The organism is Kocuria marina, assembly GCF_000786655.1.
In the GTDB taxonomy this organism is placed as follows: domain Bacteria; phylum Actinomycetota; class Actinomycetes; order Actinomycetales; family Micrococcaceae; genus Kocuria; species Kocuria marina_A.
On the sequence record NZ_JROM01000007.1, the window covers coordinates 1 to 23,479 of the forward strand.

At 70.3% G+C, this 23,479-nt stretch carries 19 protein-coding genes and 1 pseudogene; 6 read left to right on the forward strand and 14 right to left on the reverse strand.

Annotated features, from left to right (window positions below):
* Positions 1-276, forward strand: a pseudogene (locus tag AS25_RS14835) (IS1634 family transposase); the annotation flags it as partial.
* A 247-nt stretch (positions 277-523) separates the two neighbouring features.
* On the opposite strand, the gene groL reads toward AS25_RS14835, so the two are convergent.
* The 6 genes from groL to AS25_RS00665 form a co-directional block, all read right to left on the reverse strand.
* Entirely contained in the window at positions 524-2,107 is a 1,584-nt protein-coding gene (gene groL / locus AS25_RS00640; RefSeq protein WP_035959431.1) for a chaperonin GroEL, read from the reverse strand.
* Positions 2,108-2,214: 107 nt separating this feature from the next.
* The gene (groES, locus tag AS25_RS00645) at positions 2,215-2,511 is read right to left on the reverse strand and encodes a co-chaperone GroES (RefSeq protein ID WP_035959438.1); all 297 of its coding nucleotides are present in this window, start codon (positions 2,509-2,511) and stop codon (positions 2,215-2,217) included.
* A 302-nt stretch (positions 2,512-2,813) separates the two neighbouring features.
* Positions 2,814-3,569, reverse strand: coding sequence for an iron ABC transporter ATP-binding protein (locus tag AS25_RS00650; protein ID WP_035959444.1), 756 nt, complete (start codon positions 3,567-3,569; stop codon positions 2,814-2,816).
* Positions 3,566-4,603, reverse strand: a complete 1,038-nt coding sequence (locus AS25_RS00655) for an iron chelate uptake ABC transporter family permease subunit (protein ID WP_035959451.1) — start codon at positions 4,601-4,603, stop codon at positions 3,566-3,568. Before AS25_RS00655 ends, AS25_RS00650 begins: the two co-directional genes overlap by 4 nt.
* Entirely contained in the window at positions 4,596-5,573 is a 978-nt protein-coding gene (locus AS25_RS00660; RefSeq protein ID WP_035959455.1) for an ABC transporter permease, read from the reverse strand. The genes AS25_RS00655 and AS25_RS00660 overlap by 8 nt, the downstream gene beginning before the upstream one ends.
* Before the next feature lie 81 nt (positions 5,574-5,654).
* The gene (locus AS25_RS00665; RefSeq protein ID WP_035959459.1) at positions 5,655-6,635 is read right to left on the reverse strand and encodes a siderophore ABC transporter substrate-binding protein; all 981 of its coding nucleotides are present in this window, start codon (positions 6,633-6,635) and stop codon (positions 5,655-5,657) included.
* A 161-nt stretch (positions 6,636-6,796) separates the two neighbouring features.
* On the opposite strand from AS25_RS00665, the gene AS25_RS00670 reads away from it, so the two are divergent.
* Both AS25_RS00670 and AS25_RS00675 read left to right on the forward strand, forming a co-directional pair.
* Positions 6,797-8,167, forward strand: a complete 1,371-nt coding sequence (locus AS25_RS00670; protein WP_035959465.1) for a THUMP-like domain-containing protein — start codon at positions 6,797-6,799, stop codon at positions 8,165-8,167.
* Between the two features lie 103 nt (positions 8,168-8,270).
* Positions 8,271-9,416 carry a glutamate--cysteine ligase gene (locus AS25_RS00675; RefSeq protein WP_035959470.1) on the forward strand — a complete coding sequence of 382 codons (1,146 nt, stop codon included), beginning with the start codon at positions 8,271-8,273 and terminating at the stop codon, positions 9,414-9,416.
* A 21-nt stretch (positions 9,417-9,437) separates the two neighbouring features.
* Here AS25_RS00675 and tsaD read toward each other — a convergent pair whose 3' ends face one another.
* The 4 genes from tsaD to AS25_RS00695 all read right to left on the reverse strand — a co-directional run bounded on the left by tsaD (position 9,438) and on the right by AS25_RS00695 (position 13,792).
* On the reverse strand, positions 9,438-10,517 hold the full coding sequence (tsaD, locus tag AS25_RS00680) for a tRNA (adenosine(37)-N6)-threonylcarbamoyltransferase complex transferase subunit TsaD (protein ID WP_035959473.1): 1,080 nt from the start codon (positions 10,515-10,517) through the stop codon (positions 9,438-9,440).
* The gene (rimI, locus tag AS25_RS00685) at positions 10,504-11,049 is read right to left on the reverse strand and encodes a ribosomal protein S18-alanine N-acetyltransferase (RefSeq protein ID WP_052160591.1); all 546 of its coding nucleotides are present in this window, start codon (positions 11,047-11,049) and stop codon (positions 10,504-10,506) included. Before rimI ends, tsaD begins: the two co-directional genes overlap by 14 nt.
* An 11-nt stretch (positions 11,050-11,060) precedes the next feature.
* A complete protein-coding gene (tsaB, locus tag AS25_RS00690; protein ID WP_035959476.1) occupies positions 11,061-11,747 on the reverse strand; it encodes a tRNA (adenosine(37)-N6)-threonylcarbamoyltransferase complex dimerization subunit type 1 TsaB in 687 nt (228 codons plus the stop codon).
* A 107-nt stretch (positions 11,748-11,854) separates the two neighbouring features.
* Positions 11,855-13,792, reverse strand: coding sequence for a bifunctional alanine racemase/tRNA (adenosine(37)-N6)-threonylcarbamoyltransferase complex ATPase subunit type 1 TsaE (locus AS25_RS00695; RefSeq protein WP_035959479.1), 1,938 nt, complete (start codon positions 13,790-13,792; stop codon positions 11,855-11,857).
* Between the two features lie 141 nt (positions 13,793-13,933).
* Here AS25_RS00695 and AS25_RS00700 point away from each other — a divergent pair, with 141 nt between their 5' ends.
* Both AS25_RS00700 and AS25_RS00705 read left to right on the forward strand, forming a co-directional pair.
* A complete protein-coding gene (locus AS25_RS00700) occupies positions 13,934-15,130 on the forward strand; it encodes a glycosyltransferase (RefSeq protein WP_052160609.1) in 1,197 nt (398 codons plus the stop codon).
* Positions 15,131-15,140: 10 nt separating this feature from the next.
* Positions 15,141-15,938: a phosphatase gene (locus AS25_RS00705; protein WP_052160592.1), complete on the forward strand. Its 798-nt coding sequence runs from the start codon at positions 15,141-15,143 to the stop codon at positions 15,936-15,938.
* Here AS25_RS00705 and AS25_RS00710 read toward each other — a convergent pair.
* The gene (locus AS25_RS00710) at positions 15,898-19,131 is read right to left on the reverse strand and encodes a cytochrome P450 (protein ID WP_084117925.1); all 3,234 of its coding nucleotides are present in this window, start codon (positions 19,129-19,131) and stop codon (positions 15,898-15,900) included. The genes AS25_RS00705 and AS25_RS00710 overlap by 41 nt on opposite strands.
* A gap of 73 nt (positions 19,132-19,204) precedes the next feature.
* On the opposite strand from AS25_RS00710, the gene AS25_RS00715 reads away from it, so the two are divergent.
* Positions 19,205-20,233: a LysR substrate-binding domain-containing protein gene (locus AS25_RS00715; protein WP_052160593.1), complete on the forward strand. Its 1,029-nt coding sequence runs from the start codon at positions 19,205-19,207 to the stop codon at positions 20,231-20,233.
* A gap of 60 nt (positions 20,234-20,293) precedes the next feature.
* On the opposite strand, the gene AS25_RS00720 is transcribed toward AS25_RS00715, so the two are convergent.
* From AS25_RS00720 to mgrA, 3 genes are all read right to left on the reverse strand, one after another.
* Positions 20,294-21,379: an inositol-3-phosphate synthase gene (locus AS25_RS00720; RefSeq protein WP_035959490.1), complete on the reverse strand. Its 1,086-nt coding sequence runs from the start codon at positions 21,377-21,379 to the stop codon at positions 20,294-20,296.
* 178 nt (positions 21,380-21,557) lie between these two features.
* A complete protein-coding gene (locus tag AS25_RS00725; RefSeq protein ID WP_035959496.1) occupies positions 21,558-22,274 on the reverse strand; it encodes a LysE family translocator in 717 nt (238 codons plus the stop codon).
* On the reverse strand, positions 22,271-23,362 hold the full coding sequence (gene mgrA / locus AS25_RS00730) for an L-glyceraldehyde 3-phosphate reductase (protein WP_035959502.1): 1,092 nt from the start codon (positions 23,360-23,362) through the stop codon (positions 22,271-22,273). Before mgrA ends, AS25_RS00725 begins: the two co-directional genes overlap by 4 nt.
* Positions 23,363-23,479 lie beyond the last annotated feature (117 nt).

Here is a 23,479-nt window from a genome sequence, read left to right on the forward strand (position 1 = left end):
CGGATGAGCAAGACCGACCTGCGGGCCAGGCCCATGTTCCACCACGACCGCGATGCCATCGAGGCCCACCTCACCATCGTCGTCACCGCCCTGGCCGTCGCCCGTCACCTGCAGGATCAGACCGGGATGAGCATCAAGAAGATCGTCCAGGCCCTACGCCCGCTGCAACAGGTCACCGTCGTCATCGCCGGTCACCCCCACGTCGCCGCCGACCCGCTGACCGGCACCGCCAGCGAGATCCTCACCGCCACCGGCACCGAATGGCCAACACACTAAATTGGCACGACTCGGGCGGAAGCGACCGCGGCGCCGGTCACGGAACCGGCAGCGCTCGACCCGGGATCGTGCGAGGAGCGCTTCGGGGCGGACGGCATTGATTCAGCCTAGGGGCCGCCGCGACAGGATGCGAACCGTTCGCGGTGCGGGTCCTCACACGACACGACATGGGAAAAGGCGGCCCACTCCCGTCAGGAGCGGACCGCCAATTCTCAGACACCCACCGAGGTGGGCGGGGTGGGACGGGTCAGGCGTCCTCGCCCTTGTGCTCGGCCACGAGGGTCTCCGTGGTGAGCACGAGCGCCGCGATGGACGCCGCGTTCTGCAGAGCGGAACGGGTGACCTTGACGGGGTCGATGATGCCCGCGGCGAGCAGGTCCTCGTACTCGTCCGTCAGGGCGTTGTAGCCGTTGCCGGGCTCGAGGTCCGCCACGCGCGCCGCCACGACGTTGCCGTCCTGGCCCGCGTTCTCCGCGATCCAGCGCAGGGGCTGGGTCAGGGCGCGCCGCACGATGGTCACGGCCGTGGCCGCGTCCCCGGTCAGACCGAGGTCCGTGCCGTCGAGCGCCTTGGAGGCGTGGACCAGAGCGGAACCGCCGCCGGCCACGATGCCCTCCTCGAGGGCCGCGCGGGTCGAGGACACGGCGTCCTCTATGCGGTGCTTGCGTTCCTTCTGCTCGACCTCGGTCGCGGCACCCACCTTGATCACCGAGATGCCACCGGCCAGGCGTGCGAGGCGCTCCTGGAGCTTCTCGCGGTCCCACTCGGAGTCCGTGCGGGCGATCTCCGCCTTGATCTCCGCCACGCGCTCGGCCACGGCCTCCGAGGAGCCCGCACCGTCCACGAGCGTGGTCTGGTTCTTGGTCACGGTGATGCGGCGGGCATTGCCCAGCTGGGACACATCCACGCCCTCGAGCGAGATGCCGAGCTCGGGGGTGATCACGGTCGCGTCCGTGAGCACGGCCAGGTCCTGCATGATCGCCTTGCGGCGGTCACCGAAACCGGGGGCCTTCAGGGCCACGACGTCCAGCGTGCCGCGCAGCTTGTTGACCACCAGGGTGGACAGGGCCTCGCCCTCGACGTCCTCCGCGATGATGGTCAGCGGCTTCTTGGCCTGCAGCACCTTCTCGAGCACGGGCATGAGGTCCTGGACCGAGGAGATCTTGCCCTGGAACAGCAGCACGAAGGTGTCGTCCAGGACGGCTTCCTGGCGCTCCGGGTCCGTGACGAAGGACGGGGACAGGTAGCCCTTGTCGAACTGCATGCCCTCGGTGACGTCCAGTTCCACCTCGGTGGAGGAACCGTCCTCGATGGTGATCACACCGTCCGTGCCCACGGTCTCGAAGGCGCGGGCGATCAGTTCACCGATCTCCATGGACTGCGCGGAGATCGCGGCCACGTGGGCCACGTCCTTGCCCTCCACGGGGCGGGCGTTGTCGAGCAGGCGCTGGGCCACGGTGGCCACGGCCGCTTCCACGCCGCGCTTGATGTCGCCCGGGGCCGCTCCGGCGGCCACGTTGCGCAGACCCTCCTTGACGATGGCCTGCGCGAGGACGGTCGCCGTGGTGGTGCCGTCACCGGCGACGTCGTTGGTCTTGGTGGCCACTTCCTTGGCCAGCTGGGCGCCGAGGTTCTCGTACGGATCCTCGAGCTCCACCTCACGGGCGATGGTCACGCCGTCGTTGGTGATGGTGGGTGCGCCCCACTTCTTGTCCAGGACCACGTTGCGCCCGCGGGGGCCCAGCGTGACCTTGACGGTGTCGGCCAGTCGGTTGACACCGGATTCGAGCGCTTTGCGAGCGGCGTCGTTGAACACCAACTGCTTGGGCATGTGTGCTCCTTACGAAACGAGAAGGGTGTGGAAATGACGGCGCGGTGCCCGCGTGGCCCGTTCTCGGGCGAACGTCCGGGCACCGCGCACGAAAGTCGTTGCGGGGATTACTTCTCGATGACGGCCAGCACGTCGCGCGCCGGGAGCACCAGGTACTCCTCGCCGTTGTACTTGACCTCGGTCCCGCCGTACTTGGAGAAGATGACCACGTCACCCTCCTTGACGTCCACGGGGATGCGGTTGCCCTTGTCGTCCACGCGGCCCGGGCCCACGGCCAGGACGGTGCCTTCCTGCGGCTTCTCCTTGGCGGTGTCCGGGATGACCAGACCGGAAGCGGTGGTCTGTTCAGCGGCCAGCGGCTGAACCACGATGCGATCCTCGAGAGGCTTGATGGAGACCGACACGATCTCTCCCTTTCTTCTAGGCGTGTGAGACGGTGTGCGAACGCGCCGTGTCATGGGGTCCCATGACGGCGTCCGCCACAGGCCAGTTGGCGTGCCAACCGTCGTCGCGGTGCCGATTGAGCGCCTGGCCTTTAGCACCCTCACCATGAGAGTGCTAATCATCACTGTAGGGAGACGGGCCGCGCGCGGTCAAGGCGCGCCCGCCGCGCTCGCCTCTGGGCGCAATCCGCGGGTACGACGCCGCTGTCCCCCGCCCTCCCCACGGCCGCGTCAGTAGTGGCCGGAGAGCCGTCCGTGCCGCGTCAGTAGTAGACCGCGAGCCGTCCGTGGGGGCCGTCGTGGCACGTGACCGGGGTGTCGAACACGCGCGTGAGGGTCTCGTCCGTCATGATCTGCTCGGGCGGGCCGAACTCCACCACGCGACCGTCCTTCACGGCGCAGATCCAGTCCGAGTAGTGGCTCGCGAAGTTGATGTCGTGCAGCACGATCAGCACGGTGCGGCCGAGCTCGTCCGCGACGCGGCGCAAGTGGTGCATCATGTGCACCGAGTGGCGCATGTCCAGGTTGTTGAGCGGCTCGTCCAGCAACAGGTACTCGGTGTCCTGGCACAGCACCATGGCCACGTACGCGCGCTGGCGCTGACCGCCCGAGAGCTGGTCCAGGTAGCGGTTCTGCAGGGGCCCCAGGTCGAAGAAGTCGATCGACTCGGAGATGATCCGCTCGTCGTCCCGCGTGATCCGCCCGCGCGTGTACGGGAAGCGACCCAGTGCCACGAGCTGGCGCACGGTGAGCCGAGCGGTGAAGTGGTTCTCCTGGCGCAACGTGGAGACCACCTTGGCGAGTTCGCGCGGCGGCGTCCTGCTGACGTCGTGACCGCCGATCTCCACGGTGCCGGCCTCCGGACCCAGCAGGTGACCCATCATGGTCAACAGCGTGGACTTCCCCGCGCCGTTGGGCCCCACGAGCGCGGTCACGCCACCGGCGGGGATCTGCAGATCCACCGGCCCGATCGCCATGTCCGTGCCGTACTCCTTGACCAGTCCGGTCAACTGGATCACAGTCTGCCCCTCCTCAGGATCACGAAGAGGAAGACGCTGCCACCCACCAGCTCGATGATGATGGACACAGCGCCCTCCGCGTAGAAGACGTTCTTCAGGACGAAATAGGCCCCGGACAGCACCGCGAAACCGATCAGCGCGGCCATGGGGAACACGTAGCGGTGGTCGTGGGTGTCCGCGAACTGGTACGCCAGGATCGCCACGAGGAACCCCAGGAACGTCATGGGCCCGATCAGGGACGTGGAGACCGCCATGAGGATGGACACCCAGAACAGGGTGAGCAGCAGCTCCCGGCGGTGGTCCATGCCCAGGTTCGTGGCCACGTCCCGCCCCATGGCCATGACGTTGAGCTTGCGGGAGTGCACGTACAGGGCCACCGTGGCCACGACGCACAGCGGCACGGCCAGCGGGAAGTACCCGGGATCCGCGTTGGCCACCGAGCCGAACAACCGGGCGCTGAGCACGTCGAACTCGCTCGGTGAGAGCAAGCGCTGCATGAAGGTGGACACCGCGCCCAGTCCGCCGCCCAGGACGATGCCAATCAGCAGCATGACCTGCACGTTGGCGTACTTGCCCGAGAGCAACCAGCCATAGAGCCCCAGCGCGAACACGATCATGAGGCTCACCTGCAGGGCGTACTGCGGCAGTCCCTGCACCGCGCTGACCCCCACCGCGCCCAGGAAGTAGACCGCGGAGGTCTGGATGAGCACGTACAGGGACTCGAACCCCATGATCGAGGGCGTGATGATCCGGTTGTTCGCGGCGGTCTGGAACGCGACCGTGGCCATGGCTTGGCTCACCGCCACGATCAGGATCACCACCACGCTCGTGGCCCGGGACTCGGCGATCCGCCAGAATCCCGGGGTGCCGAACGGCAGGGGGTTGTCCCACGTGAGGATGCCCGCGCAGAACACGAGTCCCGCCGCGAGCAGGGACAGCGCGGTGATCCAGTAGCGGCGGCGGTGGGTCGGGGAGACGAAGGCTCCCGATCCCGTGCGCGCCCGGTCGTGGCGCAGCGCGGTGGCCTCAGACATGGCGCCGGCTCCGCAGCAACAGGGCGATGAACACCGCAGCGCCCACGATGCCCAGGATCAGGGACACGGGGACCTCGAACGGCGCGATGATCGTGCGCCCGATCAGGTCGCACACCGTGACCAAGCCGATCCCGAGCAGGCACACCCACGGCAGGTTCGAGCGCAGGTCGTCACCGCGGAACAGGGACACCACGTTGGGCACGATCAACCCCAGGAACGGCAGGTTGCCCACGACCACCGTGACCACGCCCGTGGCCACGGCCACGAGTCCGGTGCCGATCAGGATGATCCGGTTGTAGTTCAATCCCACGTTGGTCGCGATGTCCTCGCCGAGCCCGGCCACGGTGAGCCGGTCCGCCGTGATGAACACGAGCACCGCCACGAGTGCCACGACCCACAGGGTCTCGTACTGGCCGCGTAGCACGGACGTGAAACTGCCCGCGAACCACACGCCCAGGTTCTGCAACCGGTCCGTGACGAGCGCCAGGTAGGTGGAGATCGACCCCACCACGGCCCCGAGCATGATCCCCACGATCGGCACGATCAGGGAAGAACGCAGGGTGACCCGGCGCAGGAACGCGAAGAACACCATGGTGCCCACGAACGCGGCCACGATCGCGCCGATCATCCGCGCGCTCAACCCGGCGTCCGGGGCCAGGATCATCATGAGCAGCAACCCCAGCCCGGCCCACTCGGTGGTGCCCGTGGTCGTGGGTTCCACGAACCGGTTCTGGGTCAGCAACTGCATGACCAGCCCGGACATGGCCATCGCGGCACCGGCCAGTACCAGGGCCACCGTGCGGGGAATCCGGGTCAGCCCCAGGAACTGCTCACCCTGGGCGTCCGAGAGGTCCGCGACCCCCGTGACCAGGGACAGCCAGAGCAGCCCCAGGACCACCAGCAGGGCGAGCCAGAACTTCCAGTCCCGGGCCACCCCCGCGCGGGTCGGACGTTGTGCAGTGGAGACCATCACGTGTGTGCTTCCTGGATCATGCCGAAGCCCCGCGGGAGGCTCCCGCGGGGCGTCGGTGGTCGTGCGGGGCGGGAGGGATCAGTTGTTCCGGCCTCCCAGTTTCTCCGCGATGTCATTGAGGATCTCGGTGTAGGTCTGGATCCCCTCGTTCGTGTAGGTGTCCGCGGGCAGGTAGACCACGTTGCCGTTCTTCACCGCGGGGACGTCCTTGAGGGCCTCGGACTTCTCGATCACCTCGGACGCCGGGCTGGCCCCCTCGGAGGTCTTCACACCCGCGTCACGGTCCAGCACGATCAGCAGTTCCGGGCGGGACTGGGCGATGGCCTCCACGGAGATGTCGTCCCCCTGGTGGTTGTCGGAGCCCTCGACCTTCAGCGCGGGCTGCAGCCCCACCATGTCGAACAGCGGGCCGATCGTGCGTCCCTTGCTCGGTGCCACGTACCCGATGTCACCACCGGAGACGATTACGCCCATCGTGGACTGGCCGTCGTAGGCGTCCTTGGCGCGCTGGGCGGCCTGGTCCAGCCCGTCGGTGAGTTGGCGGGCCTCCTCCTGCTTGCCGAAGACCTCGCCCAGGGCCGTGGTCTGGCGCTTGAGCTCCTCGTCCAGCGGCTGGTCGTCGCGCGGATCCAGTTCCAGCATGGCGGCGTCCGGGACGAGCTTCTTGATGTCGTCGTAGTACTGCGCGAAGCGCTGCCCGTTGATCACGAGGTCCGGGTCCACCCCGGCGATCGCCTCGAGGTTCGGTTCGCGGTGGGAGCCCAGGTCCACGACGGCGTCGTCGTTCGCGTAGGAGATGTCGTTCGGGATCAGCTGCTTGGGGGCGGCCTTGAGCTGTACGCCCCAGTCCGCGAGCGTCTCGAAGACCCGGTTATCGGTGGCCACCACGGACTGCGGCGGGGCGGGAACGGTCTGCTCGCCCTTGTTGTCCGTGACGGTCACGGTGGCCGCGGACGCCTGGGTGTCGGAGGCGTTCTGGGCGTTGGCACCGCATCCCACGAGGGCCAGTGCCGCCACGGCACTCAGCGCCACACCGGGGATCAATCGGTTCATGGACATGGATTTTCTCGCAATCTCGCGGGGTCGTCTGTTACGGGCGGCCAGCCACTAGGTGAGCCTAACCTAATTAGGGATGCGGATCGTAATGTAAATGGCTCTGTGACGGGCATCGCGGCCCGCGCGTTCGTCGCGGCTTCCCCGCGCCGTGATGTGATGGACGCGTGAACGCCTCCACCGCCCCCGACGACGCCGAGACCCGCGGTCTCGCCCAGCTGCTGACCCCGCAGGGGATGCGGCTGCTGGATTCCCTGGGCCCCTACGACCCGGACGCCACGCTCGCGCTCTCACAGTCCCTGCGAGCGCAGGGCCACGACCCGGAGCTCGTGGCCGCGGTCCTCACCCAGTCCCGGTTGCGCGCCAAGGCCCACGCCAAGTTCGGGGACTTCGCCCGCCACATGGTCTTCACGCGCGACGGCGTGGAGCAGGCCACCCGCTGGTCGGTGGCCGCCCTGCACGCCCAGCGGTTCGCGCAAGCGGGGATCGAGCACGTGGTGGACCTGGGCTGCGGGATCGGCGCTGACTCGCTGGCCCTGGCCGCCCTGGATCGCACGGTCACCGCGGTGGAGCTGGACCCGGCCACCGCGGCCGTGGCGACCGTCAACCTCACGGGCTGGCCGCGCGCCCGGGTGGTGTGCGCGGACGCGCAGTCCCTGGACCTGGACGCGCTCGAGTCCGGTCCCGCGCAGGGCGTGTGGCTGGACCCCGCGCGCCGGGTCTCGGGTCACGGGCGCACGCGGCGGTTGTTCGACCCGGAGGCCTTCTCCCCTCCCCTGTCCTTCGTCACGGACCTCGCGGATCGGGGGCTCGCCGTGGGCGCCAAGCTCGGTCCCGGCATCCCCCACGAGCACGTCCCGCGCGCGGCGGAGGCCCAATGGATCTCACAGCACGGTGACGTCGTGGAGGTCGCATTGTGGTTCAACGCCGTGCGCCGCCCGGACGTCGCGCGCGCCGCCCTGGTCCTCGGACACGACGGCGCACCCCGCCTTCCCGGCGCCGCCGACGACACGCTCGTGCCGGGTGACGACGCGCCGGGTGCCGGGGGCGGCCGGAACGGTGACGCATCCCGGGACGGTGCCGCGGCGTCGTCGGCGGCCGAACTGACCTCCGCGACGTGGGAGTCGCCCGCGGCGGAAGGGGATCTGCTGGGCGCGGTGGGGCAGTACTTCTACGAGCCCGACGGCGCGGTGATCCGCGCGGGGCTCGTGACCGATCTCGCGCAGCGCATGGGGGCGCGTCTGATCCATCCCGCGATCGCGTACCTGAGCTCGGACACGCTCGTGCATACCCCGCTGGCCACCGCGTACGAGGTGCGCGAGGTGCTGCCCCACACCGTGAAGACCCTCAAGAAGTGGGTGCGGGAGCAGGACGTGGGAACGCTGGAGATCAAGAAACGCGGCACGGACGTGACCCCCGAGCAACTGCGTCAGCAACTTGCACCCCGGGGCACACAGCGAGCGACCCTGGTCATGACGCGACTCGAGCAGGCGGGGAAGGAACGGCGCGTGGTGCTCGCCGTAAACCTCGTACACTGATACCCCTGTGTTCGGACCGCGCGCGACACCCCGGTGATCGGCAACGACGTCCCGGTTCAGGTCACGACCGCCGATCCCGGTGCACCCATGAGAGGACCACGCCGTGCAGATTGATTTCCACAGCTCCGAACGTTCCACCCTGGGTGTGGAGTGGGAGGTCGCCCTGGTCGAGCGCGAGAGCGGCGAGCTCGCCCCGCGCGGCCAGGAGGTCCTCGAGGCCCTCGTGGCGCAGCACCCGCAGTTCGGTGAGGAGGGGGACCACCCCCATGTCACGGGCGAGTTCCTGCAGAACACCGTGGAGATGGTGACCGGTGTGTGCGACACCGTGGGCGAGGCCGTGGACCAGCTCGCGGACACCCAGGACCGGATCCGGGAGATCACCGATTCGCGGTCCCTCGAGATCTTCGGCGCGGGGACCCACCCGTTCTCCCAGTGGGCGGACCAGCCCGTGGTGGACAAGGAACGCTACTTCAAGGTCCTGGACCGCGCGCAGTACTGGGGCCGGCAGATGGTGATCTTCGGGGCCCATGTGCACGTGGGCATCGACCACCGGGACAAGGCCCTGCCCGTCCTGGAGGGCCTGCTCAACTACTACCCCCACCTGCTCGCGCTGTCCGCGAACTCGCCGTACTGGTGCGGTCAGGACACGGGCTACGCATCCCACCGGGCACTGATCTTCCAGCAGCTGTCCACCGCGGGGCTGCCCTTCCACTTCGACACGTGGGGCGAGTACGAGTCCTACGTCAACGACCTCATCGAGACCGGCGTGATCGAGGAGATCTCCGAGAACCGCTGGGACATCCGCCCCGTCCCCCGCTTCGGGACCGTGGAGATGCGCGTGTGCGACGGGCCGTCCACCCTGCGCGAGGTGGGTGCGCTCGCCGCTCTGACGCAGTGCCTCGTGGAGTCCTTCTCCCGTTCCCTCAACAACGGTGACACGATCCCCGTGATGCCCCCGTGGCACCACCAGGAGAACAAGTGGCGAGCCGCGCGCTACGGTCTGGAGGCCGTCGTGATCCGGGACGCCCGCAACCGCGAGCGCCTGGTCACGGAGGACCTCGCGGATCTGCTCACGGACTTGGAACCCCTCGCGGACGAGCTCGGCTGCACCCGCGAGCTCGCGCACGTGGAGACCATGATGGGCGGGGCCGTCGGTTACCAGCGTCAGCGGCGCGTGGCCCAGGAGAACGGCGGGGACCTGCGCGCCGTGGTCATGGACATCGTGGAGCGCAACCGCTCGGAGCGCTGATCCGGGTACGGCCCGGCAGGGCTACGCGGCGGGCACCGACACCGTGGACACCGGCAGGCCGGGATCGGCGGTGAACGAGATCCCGGTGGGCTGACGGCCCTGCGCCACCAGCCGGGAGCCCAGGGCCGCGACCATCGCGCCATTGTCCGTGCACAGGGACAGCGGGGGGATCACCACGGGAATCCCGTGCTCACCGCACCGCGCGGTCACGACCTCCCGCAACCGGGAATTGGCGGCCACTCCCCCGCCCATGAGCAGCGTGGTGATCCCGTGTTCGGTGCACGCCAGCACGGTCTTGCGCGCGATCACGTCCACGACCGACTCCTGGAAGCTTGCGGCCACGTCCGCCACGGGGACGGGTTGATCGGCGGCGTCGAACGCCTCGACCACGCGGGCCACGGCCGTCTTCAAGCCGGAGAAGGACATGTCGTAACGGTGCGGGCCGGGGTTCTCGGCCGACCCCATGTACTTGCCCGCCGTCAGCCCCCGGGGGAACGCGAAAGCCGTCGGGTCGCCGTCCTTCGCGGCCTTGTCGATCGCCGGTCCACCGGGGTAGGAGAGTCCGAGCAGGCGGGCGACCTTGTCGTAGGCCTCGCCGGCGGCGTCGTCGATCGTGGCGCCCAGTAGCCGCACGTCGCTCGTGATGTCGGGGACGGCCAGGATCTCGGTGTGGCCCCCGGAGACGAGCAGCGCGCCCAGGCCGTCGGGCAGCTCACCGCGGTCGTCGAGCAGACCCACCCCCACGTGGGCCACGAGGTGGTTGATCGCGTACAGGGGTTTGCCCGTGGCCACCGCGAGTGCCTTGGCCGCCGCGACCCCTACCATGAGCGCCCCGGCGAGCCCGGGCCCGGAGGTCACGGCGATCGCGTCGAGCTGGTCCAGGGTCACACCGGCGTCGTGGAGCGCAGCCCGCACCGCGGGGACGAACGCCTCGAGGTGCGCGCGCGAGGCGATCTCGGGGATCACCCCGCCGAAGCGCACGTGTTCGGCCATGGACGAGGACACCGTGTTGGTGAGCAGCTCGGTGCCCCGCACGATCCCGATACCCGTCTCGTCGCACGAGGACTCGATGCCCATGACGAGCGGTTCAGCGGTGTTCATGAATGGTCCTTCCGTCCGCACTGCGGGTGGGCTCCTTCGCGGGGGCCAGTTCGCAGCGCATGATCAGTGCGTCGTGGCCGGGCCCGTAGTAGTGCGCCCGGGTGTGGATGTGGTGGTAGCCGAAGCGGCGGTACAGCTCTTGCGCGCGCGGATTGTCCGCGCGCACCTCGAGCATCATCTCGGTGGCGTCGCTGCGGATCGCGGCCTCGTGCAGCACGCGCAGCAGGGCACTGCCCAGGCCCTTGCCCTCGTGGTCCTTCGCGACCGCGATGGTCTGCACGTCCGCGACCGGCGGGATGCTCATCATCCCCGCGTAGCCCACGATCTCCCGGTCCCGGGTGAGCACCCAGTACTGCCGTGTGGGGTGGGTCAGTTCCTCGTGGAACATGTGCCGGGGCCAGGCGTCCTCGGGGAACAGGACGGTCTCCAGCGCGTACACGTCCTCGAGGTCCCCGGGTTGCATGGGGCGCAGCGCGTAGCCCGCCGGTAACGACGACGCCGCTCCCACCGCAGCCGCGTGCCCTCCCGTCATGGGGTGGCCCGTCATCGGGTGGCTCGCTTGGGGGATGCGGGCACCTTGGCGTCGGAATCGCGCAGGTACAGGGGGGACGTATCGGTGCTCAGTTCCTGACCGCGGCTCGTGATCGCCCACGCCGCCCGGGCGAGATCCGCGGCGGAGGGGTGCAGGTCCGAGAATCCCGGGACCGCGTGCGACAACCGATCGGGGTAGAGCCCCGCACCGGAGCCGTAGCACGGCAGCGCGGGAACGTCCTCCGGGGGGCCAACCCGGGGATCGCCCAGCGGGGTGATCACGGGTCCGAGCTCGTCCTCGTGCACCCGGTAGTCGCGGCGGTAGAGCTCCTTGCGGCGCGCATCGGTGACCACCACGAACTCCGCATGACCCGCGGCGAGCGCCTCCGGGGCCACGTGGAACGCCGCCGCGTCCAGGGAACACACCCCATGGACAGGCAAGGCCCATGCAAAGCCCAAAGTGCGACCGGTCACAAGTCCCGCGCGCAGACCCGTGAACGGTCCGGGACCGGTGCCCACGAGAACGGCGTCCAGGTCGGTGCCGGTGAGGCCCGCCTCCGCCATGAGGTCGTGCACGGCGGGAGCCAGGGCCTCGGCGTGGGATCGGGTGTCGACGGTGTCGAACCTGCTCAAGACCTCACCGTCCCGGGACAGTGCCACGGACGCGATCGACGAGGAATCCAGACTCAGCACAAGCACCCGAACAGTCTAAGCCCGGCCCCGCAACCGCTCCGGGCCCCGGCGACCGCCCGCCGCCATCACTCCGGGCTCCGGCCGCCCCCCCGCCCCGGCACTGCGTGGCGAGGTCACAACTGGAGGGGGTCCGCCCAACGGGGTCCGTAGCCGCGCACGATCACCGCGCGCGGTTCATCGCTGAGTTGCTCCGCGGATTTCCACTCGTCGTTGAGGGCGCGGATCACGTCCGCCGCGGAGGGGGAATCGCCCTCCCCGTCGGAACCTGATCCGCCGGAGAGCACCGCCCCACTGAGATCCGCGGGGTCCTCACCGTCCGTGGTTCCCACGGTGGACTCCGCACCCGTCGCGTCCGACACCGGATCCGTCGAGCCGGGCCCGTCCTGCGTACCCCGCGCCCGGACGATGTCGATCACCAACCGGGAATCGCTGAGGTGTTCCACCTTGCCGGTCCCCCACTCCACGACGGTCACGCACGTGTCCACGGTGTCCTCGAGGTCGATGTCGTCCACGTCCGCCGCGGAGTCCAAGCGATAGGCGTCCACGTGCACGAGATCGGGTCCGCCCGGGTGGGGCCCGTCCGGATCGTTGGGGTGCACGCGGCTCAACACGAACGTGGGGGAAATGATCCCGTCGCGCACGCCGAGGCCCCGGCCGAGCCCCTGGGTGAACGTGGTCTTCCCGGCGCCGAGGTCACCGTTGAGCATGACCAGGTCCCCGGCCCGCAGGTGCTCTGCCACTCGCTCGGCGAGCACCCGGGTGTCATGAGCGGTGTCGGGATGCCGGGTCAGGGTCCAGACGGCACCGTCCGCCGCGCTCCCGGCCGTTCCGGCGCCGTCGGCATCGGGAGCGTTCACGTACTCCCGGGGCACGCGCGGCGAGATCCGGGTGACAATCTCGTAGTTGATCGTTCCCGCGGCGTCGGCCCAGCGCGTGACGGACGGGTCCTCCCCCGCCCCGAACAACACGGCCTTGTCCCCCACGCGCACGGCCGGTTCCGCCCCGGACGAGTCCACTCCGGACGACGAGGCCGCCGGCTCCCCGTCCAGCGACAGGTCCACGACGCACTGGTCCATCGCGATCCGCCCCACCACGGGGTAGACGCGGTCCCCGATGCGCACGGGGGCGCCGGTGGCCACGCGGGGAACGCCGTCGGCGTAGCCCAGCGGGATCAATGCGAGGTGCGTGGGCCCGGCGGTGCGGTACGCGAAGCCGTACGAGACCCCGTGGCCCGCGGGAACGGCTTTGACGTTGGCCACACGCGTCCGCAGGGTCATGGCCGGGCGCAGGCCGAAGTCCTCGGGGGTGCGATCCGCGAACGGGCTCAGCCCGTACAGGCCCAGCCCCACCCGCACGGCGTCACGGAGCACGAGATCGGGGTCCGCCATGTCCTGTGCCCCGAGCAGTCCGGGGGTGTTGGCCGCGTGGATCAGGGTGGGCTCGAGGCCCGCGTCGCGCGCGATCCGCACCGCATCGCTGAGGGCGTGCAGTTGCGCGACGGTCTCGGCCTCGCGCTGTGGTTCGTCCGCGACGGCGAGGTGCGTGAAGATCCCCTCCACCCTCAGCAGACCGGCGTTCTGAGCGACCACCACGCGCTCGACGAATCCGGGCCACTCCTCCACCGTGGCGCCGTTGCGGCCGAGCCCGGAATCGATTTTCAGGTGCACCGTGGCCGGGGTGCCCGTGGCGCGGGCGGCGGTCAGAACGGCGTCGAGCTCCCACCCGTTGAGGCCCAGGCGGATGTCACGTCGCAGCGCCTGTTCGAAGTCCGTGGCAGGGGTGTGCAGCCACGCGAGCACGGGGGCGGTGGTGCCCGCGTCACGCAGGGTCACCGCCTCGGACGCGTGCGCCGTGCCGAGCATGTGCGCCCCGGCGGCGAGCGCCGCGCGCGCCACCGGAACCGCCCCGTGGCCGTACGCGTCCGCCTTGACCACCGCGATCAGCCTGCGCCCCCGGGCGAGTTCCGCGAGGCGCCGCACGTTGTGCTGCACGGCGGAGAGATCCACCACCGCGCTGCGTTCGCTGGGTTGCCGGGGCTGTCGGGACGTCATCGCACTCACCGTTCCATTGTGCCCTGCACCGCCGGCACGCCCGGCCCCGCTCGACTCCCCTGGCCCGGCACGCGGTGCACCCCGCCCCAGTAGGCTGGTCGCGTGTCCCTTCCCGATCGGCCCCACGTCCTGCTGCTGAGCATGCACACGTCCCCCGTGGACCAGCCCGGGACCGGGGACGCCGGCGGCATGAACGTGTACGTGTGGCACCTGGCCCACGCGCTCGCCCACGCGGGGTGGGCCGTGGACATGGCGACCCTCGATCGCGATCCGTCCCACTCCCCCGGCATTCGCACGACGGACCTCGCCCCGGGGGTACGGCTTCTCGCCGTGGCGCTCGCGGGCGCCGCAGAGGTCCCCAAGGAGAGACTTCCCGGCTTCGCGCGTGCCTTCGGCGAGGCCCTCGCGCAGCACTACGCCGACGACGCCGCGCCCGTCCTACACGCCCACTACTGGCTCTCCGGCGTGGCCGGGCTGCACATGGCGCATGTCCTCGGGGCTCCCCTCGTCCTGACCCTGCACACCTCCGCCGCCGCCAAGAACCTGCGCGCCGGATCGGACGAGTCCCCCGAACCACCCGAGCGCGAGGCCGCCGAGCGAGAACTGATCGCCCACGCGTGCCGCACCGTGGTGAACACCCCCGCGGAACAGCGGCAGGTCGTGGAGCTGTACGGCGCGGATCCGGCGCGCGTGGTCGTGATCCCTCCCGGGGTGGACCCCGAGGTCTTCCACCCGCCGATCCCGGACGAACGCGACGAGCCCCGGGACGAACCCTTCACCGTCCTGTCCGCCGGGCGCATGCAGCCCCTCAAGGGTCAGCAGATCCTGATCCGCGCGCTCGGTGCGCTGCGCCGCAGTCACCCCGACATTCCCGTTCGCTTGCTCCTGGCCGGCGTGGGCTCCCCCGATTTCCTGGCCCACCTGCGCGGGCTGGCAGACGCGGAGGGCGTGGCGAGCGCCGTCGACTTCCGCGGCTCCCTGCCCCGCGAGGACCTCGCGCGACTCACGGGCCGGGTGGACGCGGTGGCCGTGGCGTCGTCGTCGGAGACGTTCGGGCTCGTGGCGGTCGAGGCCCAGGCGTGCGGGACGCCCGTCCTGGCCACGGACGTGGACGGGCTGCGCTACGCCGTGCGCGACGGTGAGACCGGCCGGCTCGTCCCGGACCGCGAGCCCGCGAGCTGGGCGGACGCGCTGTACCGCGCGGCCCGGGACCCGGGCGCGTGGCGAGCAATGTCACACGCCGCTCGGCTGCGAGCGCGCGAGCTGACGTGGGACGACGTCGCCGCGCAGCACGCTGCGGCCTACCTCGCCTGTGCGGCGCGCGAGCACGACGCCTAAACTTTCCCGTGTGACCACCGCGTACCTGAGCCGTGATTCCCTTGCCCGTTACCTGGACCGCTCCCGGATCACCGGGGCCGTCGCGACCCCCCGTGAAGCCAACCTCCGCAACATCCGCGGTTTCCTGGACGGGGACCAGCACCAGCACATGGGGGTCGAGCGCACCAGGGACTGGGATTTCGACTCCGTCTTCGAGCTCATGCGCGACCGCGTGGGGATCAACGACGACCCCGAGTACACCGAGGGCCAGGACTCCATTTCCGCGCAGCTGTGCGTGGCCGGACTGGACCGCTACGCCGAGCTGTTCAGCCGCGCGGTGCAGGGCCGCAAGCGGTTGTTGTTCGCGACCGGTCATCCCTCGGGCCTCGCGCCCGTGTACGCCCGGCTCGCGCGGGTGGCCCGCAAGTCCGGGGCGCGCGTGCTGCGCTTCGACGAGGCCCTGCCGTTCGAGGACGGGGACGTGCGCCAGATCGAGGACGTCGTGATGGTCGAGCAGTACGGCGGTCTGCGCCACACCCACTTCCCCGAGCCCATGCAGCTGGTTCTCGATCACCTGCGGGACCAGGGCCGCGAGGCCCCGGACCTCGTGATCGCCGATCACGGGATGGCCGGGTACGCGGGCTCCCGGGCGGGACTTCCCACCATTGCGATGGGCGACTGCAACGACCCCGGGATCTTCGTCGCGGAGGCCCAGGGGCAGGTGGAGGTCGTGGTCCCGCTGGACGACAACGTCCCCCCGCACCTCTACGACCCCGTGGTGGACTACATCATTTCCCGCGCGGGGCTCGCGGGGCAGGAACGCGGCTGAGTTCCGCGATCCCGTCCAGCCACTCGCACGCCTGCCGCGCGGGCGGTCGGCCCCCGGCGGCGTCGTGCCGGCCCACGTCCCCGAACCGGGACGCGTCCGCTGCCGCGAGGGTCTCATCCAGCACGACGACGCCGCGCGCGAACGTCTCCCCGTACGTGCGGTCCCCGAGGCCGAACGCCGCGTAGCGCACACCACTCAGGTCCGCGGAGCCCTCGGTCACCGCTTCCGCGAAGGCCCGCGCGGACGTGGGCAGCTCGCCGTCCCCGTAGGTGGAACACACCACGACGTACGGGTGGGAGGTGTCCAGCGCGGCGGGATCCGTGTCCGCGAGGTCCTGGACCGTGACCGCGAACCGGTCCCGCACGTGAGCGGCGAGTGACTGCGCCACGAGTTCCGCGTTCCCGGATTCCGTGCCGAAGAGGATCGTGAGGGGAGCCGTCCCCGCACCGTCGGAACCGTCACCGGAACCGCCGGAGTCCTGTGCGCCGTCCCCGCATCCCCGCGGGACGCCCAGGGCGGCAGCGGCGAGCAAGCGCGATTCCCGGGGGTCGGTGAGCTTGAGCCGGGGGCGCCCCTCGGCGGCACGCTCGCGTTCGGCGGCGTCGATGCGCAACCAGCCGTCGAAGTCCGTGGCGCGACCCAGGTAGGGGCGCACCGCGGCCATGCCGGGGCGAGGTGGGGTCCCGCCCTCGTTCGCCGAGCCGGAGCCCGCCTCGCCTGGGACCGTCGAGCCCGTCAGGTCCGCGGCGATCAGCTGCGCGAGCTCACGGGCGTCCGTGCGCTGGGACGCGATCGTGCCGCGCGGTCCCCTGCGCAGCCATCCCGCCGCGTACAGCCCGTCCCCCACGCATCCGGTGTCCCGGCATTCGGCGTCGAGTGCGCTCTGCGGGAGCAGGGCGTCGGGGCCCTCCGTGAATCCCACGGCCGTGATGACCGAGTCCGTGGCGATGCGCGTGGATTCCCCGTCGGAAGCCCCGGTGGAAGCTCCGCCGGAAGCCCCACGGATCTGAACCCCGCTCACGTGATCGGGACCGACGACATGCTCGGGGGTGTGCCCGAACCACCACTCGATCCGCAACCGCGCATCCTCGGGTGCCGGGTACCGCAGCAGCTCCGCGACCAGTTCGCACCGGGTGTCCCCCGCGCGGGCCGCCGCGAGCAGCTCTTCTTCCGCGACGCCGTGCACCACGTGGTGGATCCCGTCCAAGGCTACGATCTCCCGCAGCATCACGGGGTCGAACGCGGCCCGCTGCGGCGCGGAACGGCCCAGCACGTGGATGGTCTGCAGCCCCGTGCTCAGGGCGCGGTGGGCGTCGTCGTGCACATCCGATCCCGCGAGATCGGTGGCGCGCTTGGCGAGCAAGCGGATCACGTCCATGGCCACGTTGCCCATCCCGATCACGGTGGTGCTGCCACCGAGCAGGGTGCCGGAATCGGTGCGGCCCGCACACTCCCCGGGGTCGCCGTTGAGCCACCGGGTCACCCCGCCCGCGCCGTGCACACCGGGCAGGTCCCCGCCCGGCACGCCCGGATCCGCGTCCGTGTGCAGCCCGGTCGCGAGCACCACGGCGTCGAAGGCCTCGCGCAGCTGGTCCAGAGTGAGCTCCGCGCCGTCCGCGTCCTGCGAGCGGGACGCCGGGCCCATGACACCGGGGCGGCCCGAGAGCACGACGTCGTACTCGGGCTCACCGCCGTGCACGCGCGTGCAGCCCACGAACTCCACGTCGCGGGAGGCGAACATGCCCGTGAACTGTTCCGCGATCGCCTTGGTCCCCTGGTGGTCACCGGCCACGCCGCTGCGCACGAGTCCGAACGGCGCGGGCCGCGAGTCCAGCACCGTGATCCGGGCGCCCGGCAGGGTGCGCAGCAGCGCCTGCGCGCTGTAGCAGCCCGCGGGCCCCGCCCCGACGACGGCGATGTGCCGCCCCGTGCCCACCGCGCTCGACGGCGCGGGCGGGTCCCACACCACGGGGAGCTTGTCCATGCCCCGGAACACCCATCCGCCGGCCACGGCCGGGTTCCCGGGATCCAGGCGAAGACCCGGCAGCCGCGAGAAGAGCAGCGGGAGGGCGACGTCGGCGACCTCCGCCCGCGCGACCCACGCGCCGGCGCAGACGTGCACGCCCTTGCCGAACGCGAGGTGTGCGCCCTGGTCGCGGCGCGTGAGGTCGAAGCGTTCGGGGTGCGGCCACTCGTTCTCGTCCCGGTTGGCCGAGAGCAAGCACACCCCGAGCCTGGAACCCGCGGGCAGGTGCACGCTCTGGAGGACGGTGTCCCGCGTGGTCTGGCGCGGGTACATGCCGATGGGTGCGACCCACCGGATGCTCTCGTCGAACACCGCGTTCCACAGGGAGGGATCATTGCTCACGAGCTCGCGCTGCTCCGGGTGGCTGAGCAGCGCCCACGAGGCCACGCCCAGGGCGTCACGGGGTTCGTTGAGGCCACCGCCGATCGTCATCTTGATGTTGGCGCGGATCGAGTGCAGCGGCATCCGGTCCCCCGGCATGGACAGCAGCCCCGAAATCAAGGAATCGTCCGGGTGCGTGAGGTGCCACGCGAGCATCTCGTCGATGGCGTCGTCGACCTCCGCGAACGCCTTCTCACCGCGGGCCCACACGTCCGGATCATTCGCGTAGTTGCCGGTCGCGTCGATCAGGCACTGGGACCAGCGCTGCATGTCCTGCTCGGTCACGTTGTGCAGACCCGTGACCGCGCGCAGGGATTCCGCGGCGAACGGGGCAGCGAAGTCCCACACCAGATCCGTGCCCGGGCCGATCTCCTGCAACCGGGCCAGGTAGCGCTCGGCGGTCGCGCGGAAGATCCCCATCCAGGACTTCTGCACCGCCGCGGGACGCAACGGCGGCATGAACGCGCGCCGCTCGGGGTGGTGTTCGGGGTTGTCCTTGCGCAGCATGGAGTGGCCCATGGCGCGCTTCATGAGCGAGCCCTCCTCGTTCGCGGAGAACAGCTCCTGGTCCAGCTCGGTCGCGTGCGCGGCGGCGTAGGACGTGACCAGGTAGCGGTTGACCGCGGGAACCCAGTGCACGCCGCCCTCGGCGCGCAGCCGCTCGAACGTGGGGAACGGGTCCTGGTACAGCTGTTCCAACCGGACCCAGTCCGCCACGGGGGCGGTGCGTCCCGGGGAGGCCGGTCGTGCGGCGGAGGCTGGGGTGTGCGGGTCCAGGATGGTCATGGTTTAACTGTGACCCGCGTCTTACTTACAGTACAACTGAGATTAAGTGAGCTGTTAACGCAGGAGAACTTTTATGGTGGGTGATCCGGGGATCACGTTCCGGCAACTCGAACAACTGATCGCGGTCGCGGACACCGGCGGCTTCGCCGCGGCCGCCCAGTCACTGCACCTGACCCCCAATGCCGTGGCGCAGTCCGTGACCGAGCTCGAACGGATCCTCGGGGTCCCCGTGACCGTCCGGCAACGCGCCCGCGGCGTGACCCTCACCCCCACGGGTGCGCGGTTCGTGGAACGGGCCCGCGCCCTGCTGCACGACGCCGCGGACCTCGTCTCGGAGTCCAGCGAGGACCGGGACACCCCGCTGCGCGGACGGATCACCCTGGGCTGCTTCGCGCCGCTGGCCCCGACCGTGATCGCCCAGGTGTGGTCCGATCTGGCCCGCGAACACCCCGGGGTGGAACTACGGATCGTGGAGGCGGACACCACGGAACTCGTCCAGGACGTGCTCACGTCCCGCGTGGACGCCATCATCACCTACGCGGTCAACCTGCCGCCCGAGCTGCACACCGTGGAGTTGTTCGGGGCGCGACTCAAGGTCTCGCTCGCGGGAGATCATCCGCTGGCCGGTCAGGATTCCGTGGCGCTGGAGGATCTCGCGGACGAGCCCCTCGTGCTGCTCGACAAGGCACCGAGCGGGGAGAACACCCTCAACATCCTGCGCCGGCGCGGGATCACCCCGCGCATCGTGCACCGCACGGAGGACGTCGAACTCATGCGCTCCCTCGTGGGCCGCGGTGCGGGCTACGGGATGCACTTCCTGGGCGTGGGGACGGAGCTGAGTCGGGAGGGACTACCCGTGGTGCGCCGCCCGGTGTCCCCGGGGAACGAACGGGAATCGGTCGTGCTGACCTGGCCGCGGGGCATGACCGTGCCCCCGGCGGGTCCGGGCGGTCGCGGACCTGGCGCGCGCGTCCGCCGAGGGCTCGGCGATCTTTCGCTGCACCGTGCGAGGGCCGGGCCGTACGCCCGCCCCCAGGGACCCGGGCCGCCGCACCCGCGGGCCCGGGCCAGCAGCAGGACGCAGACCTCCGGACACGCATGAGGGCCGCCCGGTGCGTGCCGGACGGCCCTCGCGGCGTCGTCGTACGGTGCTACGCGACGCTCAGCGCTCGACCTCGCCGCGGATGAACTTCTCCACGTTCTCGCGCGCGGTGTCGTCGTCGAACTGCTCGGGCGGGGACTTCATGAAGTAGGAGGACGCCGAGGTCAGCGGTCCCCCGATGCCGCGGTCCAGGCCGATCTTGGCGGCGCGGATCGCGTCGATGATCACGCCGGCGGAGTTGGGCGAGTCCCACACCTCGAGCTTGTACTCCAAGGAGATCGGGGCGTTGCCGAAACCGTGGCCCTCGAGGCGCACGAACGCGAACTTGCGGTCGTCCAGCCATCCCACGTAGTCCGAGGGGCCGATGTGGACGTCCTTGGCCCGCATCTCGTGGGGCACGTTGGAGGTCACGGCCTGGGTCTTGGAGATCTTCTTGGACTCGAGCCGCGAGCGTTCGAGCATGTTCTTGAAGTCCATGTTCCCGCCCACGTTGAGCTGGTACGTGCGGTCCAGGACATAGCCGCGGTCCTCGAGCAGCTTGGCCAGCACGCGGTGCGTGATGGTCGCGCCCACCTGCGACTTGATGTCGTCGCCCACGATCGGCACGCCGGCGTCCGTGAACTTCTGCGCCCACTCGTCGGTCCCGGCGATGAACACCGGCAGGGCGTTGACGAACGCCACCCCGGCGTCGATCGCGGCCTGCGCGTAGTAGCGGTCGGCCTCCTCGGAGCCCACCGGGAGGTAGGACACGAGCACGTCCACCTCGCGCTCGCGCAGCACCTGCGCGACGTCCACGGACTCGGCGTCCGATTCGGTGATGGTCTCGCGGTAGTACTGGCCCAGCCCGTCCAGGGTGGGTCCGCGCTGCACGCTCACGTCCAGGTTCGGGACCTTCGCGATCTCCATGGTGTTGTTCTCGGAGGCCAGGATCGCCTGGGAGAGATCCAGGCCCACCTTGGCGGCGTCCACGTCGAACGCGGCCACGAACTGCACGTCCCCCACGTGGTAGTCGCCGAAGCGCACGTGCATGAGCCCGGGCACCGTCTCGGAGGGGTCTGCGTCCCGGTAGAAGTGGACGCCCTGGATGAGCGATGTGGCGCAGTTGCCCACACCGGCAATGGCCACGCGGATGGGATTTTCGGACACGGTTCTCCTCAGCTCGGGTGATGACGGCCACGCGCACCTCGCGCGTTCGTGCGTGGGCACCGCATCCCGCCGTGCCACGCCGCACGCAACCGACTCCACAGTCTAGCCACGCGTTCGGACGTGACTTTCCCCGGGGCAGCAATGACGACGACGCCGCTGCCGCCCCCGCGCTGCAGGGTCACCCGACCACGAGGACCTCCACGAGCAACAGCACCGCGACCAGCAGGAACACGACCCCGGCCACGATCTCGACCTCGGCCGAGCGCGCCTGGAACCGCCGTGCCAGGGCGGGGACGGAACCGAACCACGCGACGGCCAGGAACCACGCCAACCCCACCGCCATGAGCAGTGCGAGGGCGATCAGTCCCTCCCACCACAGGATGTCCGCGGGGACCACGGTCGCGAACAGGGCGATGAAGAAGACGATCGCCTTGGCGTTGGCCAGGTTGGTGATCGTCCCCTGGAGCAGGGCCTTCCCCGCCGTGAGATTGCGGGTCCCGAGCAGACCTCCGGCCTTCGAGAACGCGGGGCCCCCGATCGTGCCCGCGGCAGCGGCGGGGTCCCCAGGTGGGGTGGATCCCGTTCCGGCACGATGCAGCGCGCGCGTGGCCAGCCCGGCGCGCAGGGATCCGTAGCCCATGCGCGCCAGGAACAGGGCACCGGCGATCTGGATCACGAGTTTGAGCACGTGATTGCTGTTGATCACCAGCGTCACACCCGTGAGCGAGAGCGTGATCCACATGAGGTTGCCGATCATCACCCCCACCGCCGTGAGCATGGCCTTGCCGCGCGTGGTGAGGAACGCGTTGCGCAGGATCAGTAGGACGTCCGGACCCGGGGAGATGATCCCCGCGATCCACAGTCCCAGTAGCGCGGCGTACTGCGCCGCGGTCATACGTGCTTGGACGCGGTGGCCGCCCCCCAGATGTTGATGTCCGCGTCCGAGACCAGCTCGTCGATCCGCTGCAGTTCGTCGTCGGAGAAGTCCAGGTTCTGCACGGCGCGGGCGGAATCGGTGATCTGCTCGGGCGAGGACGCGCCCACGAGCGCCGTCGTGACCTGTCCCTCCGCCTGAGGACGCAACACCCACGCGATCGCCATCTGGGCCAACGTCTGCCCGCGCTCCCGGGCCATCGCGTTCAGTTCCCGAATCTGATCCAGGGTGTTCTCGCTCAACCAGTCCGGGTTGAGTGACTTCCCAGCGGCCGCACGGGAGTCCTCGGGGACGCCGTTCAGGTACTTGTCGGTGAGCATGCCCTGGGCCAGCGGGGAGAAGCTGATGGAACCCATTCCCGCTTCCGTGAGGGCGCCCAGCAGGTTCTTCCCGTCCGCGCGTTCGTCCGGCTGTTCGATCCAGCGGTTGAGCATGGAGTACGAGGGCTGGTGGATGAGCAGCGGCGTGCCCAGCTCCCGCATGATCCCCTGAGCGGCGAGCGTGAGGTCCGCGCTGTAGGACGAGATCCCCACGTAGCTCGCGCGGCCCGAGCGCACGATGTGGTCCAGCGCGCCCATCGTCTCCTCGAGGGGCGTGTCCGGGTCCGGACGGTGGTGGTAGAAGATGTCCACGCGGTCCAGGCCCATGCGTTCGAGCGACTGGTCGACGGAATCGAGCAGGTACTTGCGCGAACCGCCCACACCGCCGTACGGGCCGGGCCACATCTGCCACCCGGCCTTCGTGGAGATGACGAGTTCCTGGCGGTACCGTGCGAAGTCCTCCCGCAGGATGCGCCCGAAGTTCAGCTCCGCGGAGCCCGCGGGCGGGCCGTAGTTGTTGGCCAGGTCGAAGTGCGTAATCCCCAGGTCGAACGCCCGGCGCAGCGTGGCACGCATGGTGGCGAGCGGCGTGTCGTCGCCGAAGTTGTGCCACAACCCCAGGGACAGCGCGGGCAGCTTCAACCCGGAGTTCCCCACCCTCCGGTACGGCATGGTCTCGTAGCGGTCCTCGGCCGCGGTCCACACGGTGTTCTCACCAAAAGTCAGCATGGGGTCCAGTGTGCCACCGTGCGGGCGGGCCTCACTCGAATCAGGTGACGGTCGCGTCCCGGGCCCGGCGCAGCAGCCCGCACGACGACGCTGCGGCGGGACCCGCGCGGGGCCCCG

Excerpts from the sequence above, each read along its gene's own strand:
- AS25_RS00655 (WP_035959451.1), bottom strand. The coding sequence starts at position 4,603 with ATGTCTGAGGCCACCGCGCTGCGCCACGACCGGGCGCGCACGGGATCG.
- AS25_RS00665 (WP_035959459.1), bottom strand. The coding sequence starts at position 6,635 with ATGTCCATGAACCGATTGATCCCCGGTGTGGCGCTGAGTGCCGTGGCG.
- tsaD (WP_035959473.1), bottom strand. The coding sequence starts at position 10,517 with ATGAACACCGCTGAACCGCTCGTCATGGGCATCGAGTCCTCGTGCGAC.
- AS25_RS00660 (WP_035959455.1), bottom strand. The coding sequence starts at position 5,573 with ATGGTCTCCACTGCACAACGTCCGACCCGCGCGGGGGTGGCCCGGGAC.
- mgrA (WP_035959502.1), bottom strand. The coding sequence starts at position 23,362 with ATGCTGACTTTTGGTGAGAACACCGTGTGGACCGCGGCCGAGGACCGC.
- rimI (WP_052160591.1), bottom strand. The coding sequence starts at position 11,049 with ATGACGGGAGGGCACGCGGCTGCGGTGGGAGCGGCGTCGTCGTTACCG.
- groL (WP_035959431.1), bottom strand. The coding sequence starts at position 2,107 with ATGCCCAAGCAGTTGGTGTTCAACGACGCCGCTCGCAAAGCGCTCGAA.
- AS25_RS00710 (WP_084117925.1), bottom strand. The coding sequence starts at position 19,131 with ATGACCATCCTGGACCCGCACACCCCAGCCTCCGCCGCACGACCGGCC.
- AS25_RS00700 (WP_052160609.1), top strand. The coding sequence starts at position 13,934 with ATGCACACGTCCCCCGTGGACCAGCCCGGGACCGGGGACGCCGGCGGC.
- AS25_RS00715 (WP_052160593.1), top strand. The coding sequence starts at position 19,205 with ATGGTGGGTGATCCGGGGATCACGTTCCGGCAACTCGAACAACTGATC.
- AS25_RS00695 (WP_035959479.1), bottom strand. The coding sequence starts at position 13,792 with ATGACGTCCCGACAGCCCCGGCAACCCAGCGAACGCAGCGCGGTGGTG.
- AS25_RS00725 (WP_035959496.1), bottom strand. The coding sequence starts at position 22,274 with ATGACCGCGGCGCAGTACGCCGCGCTACTGGGACTGTGGATCGCGGGG.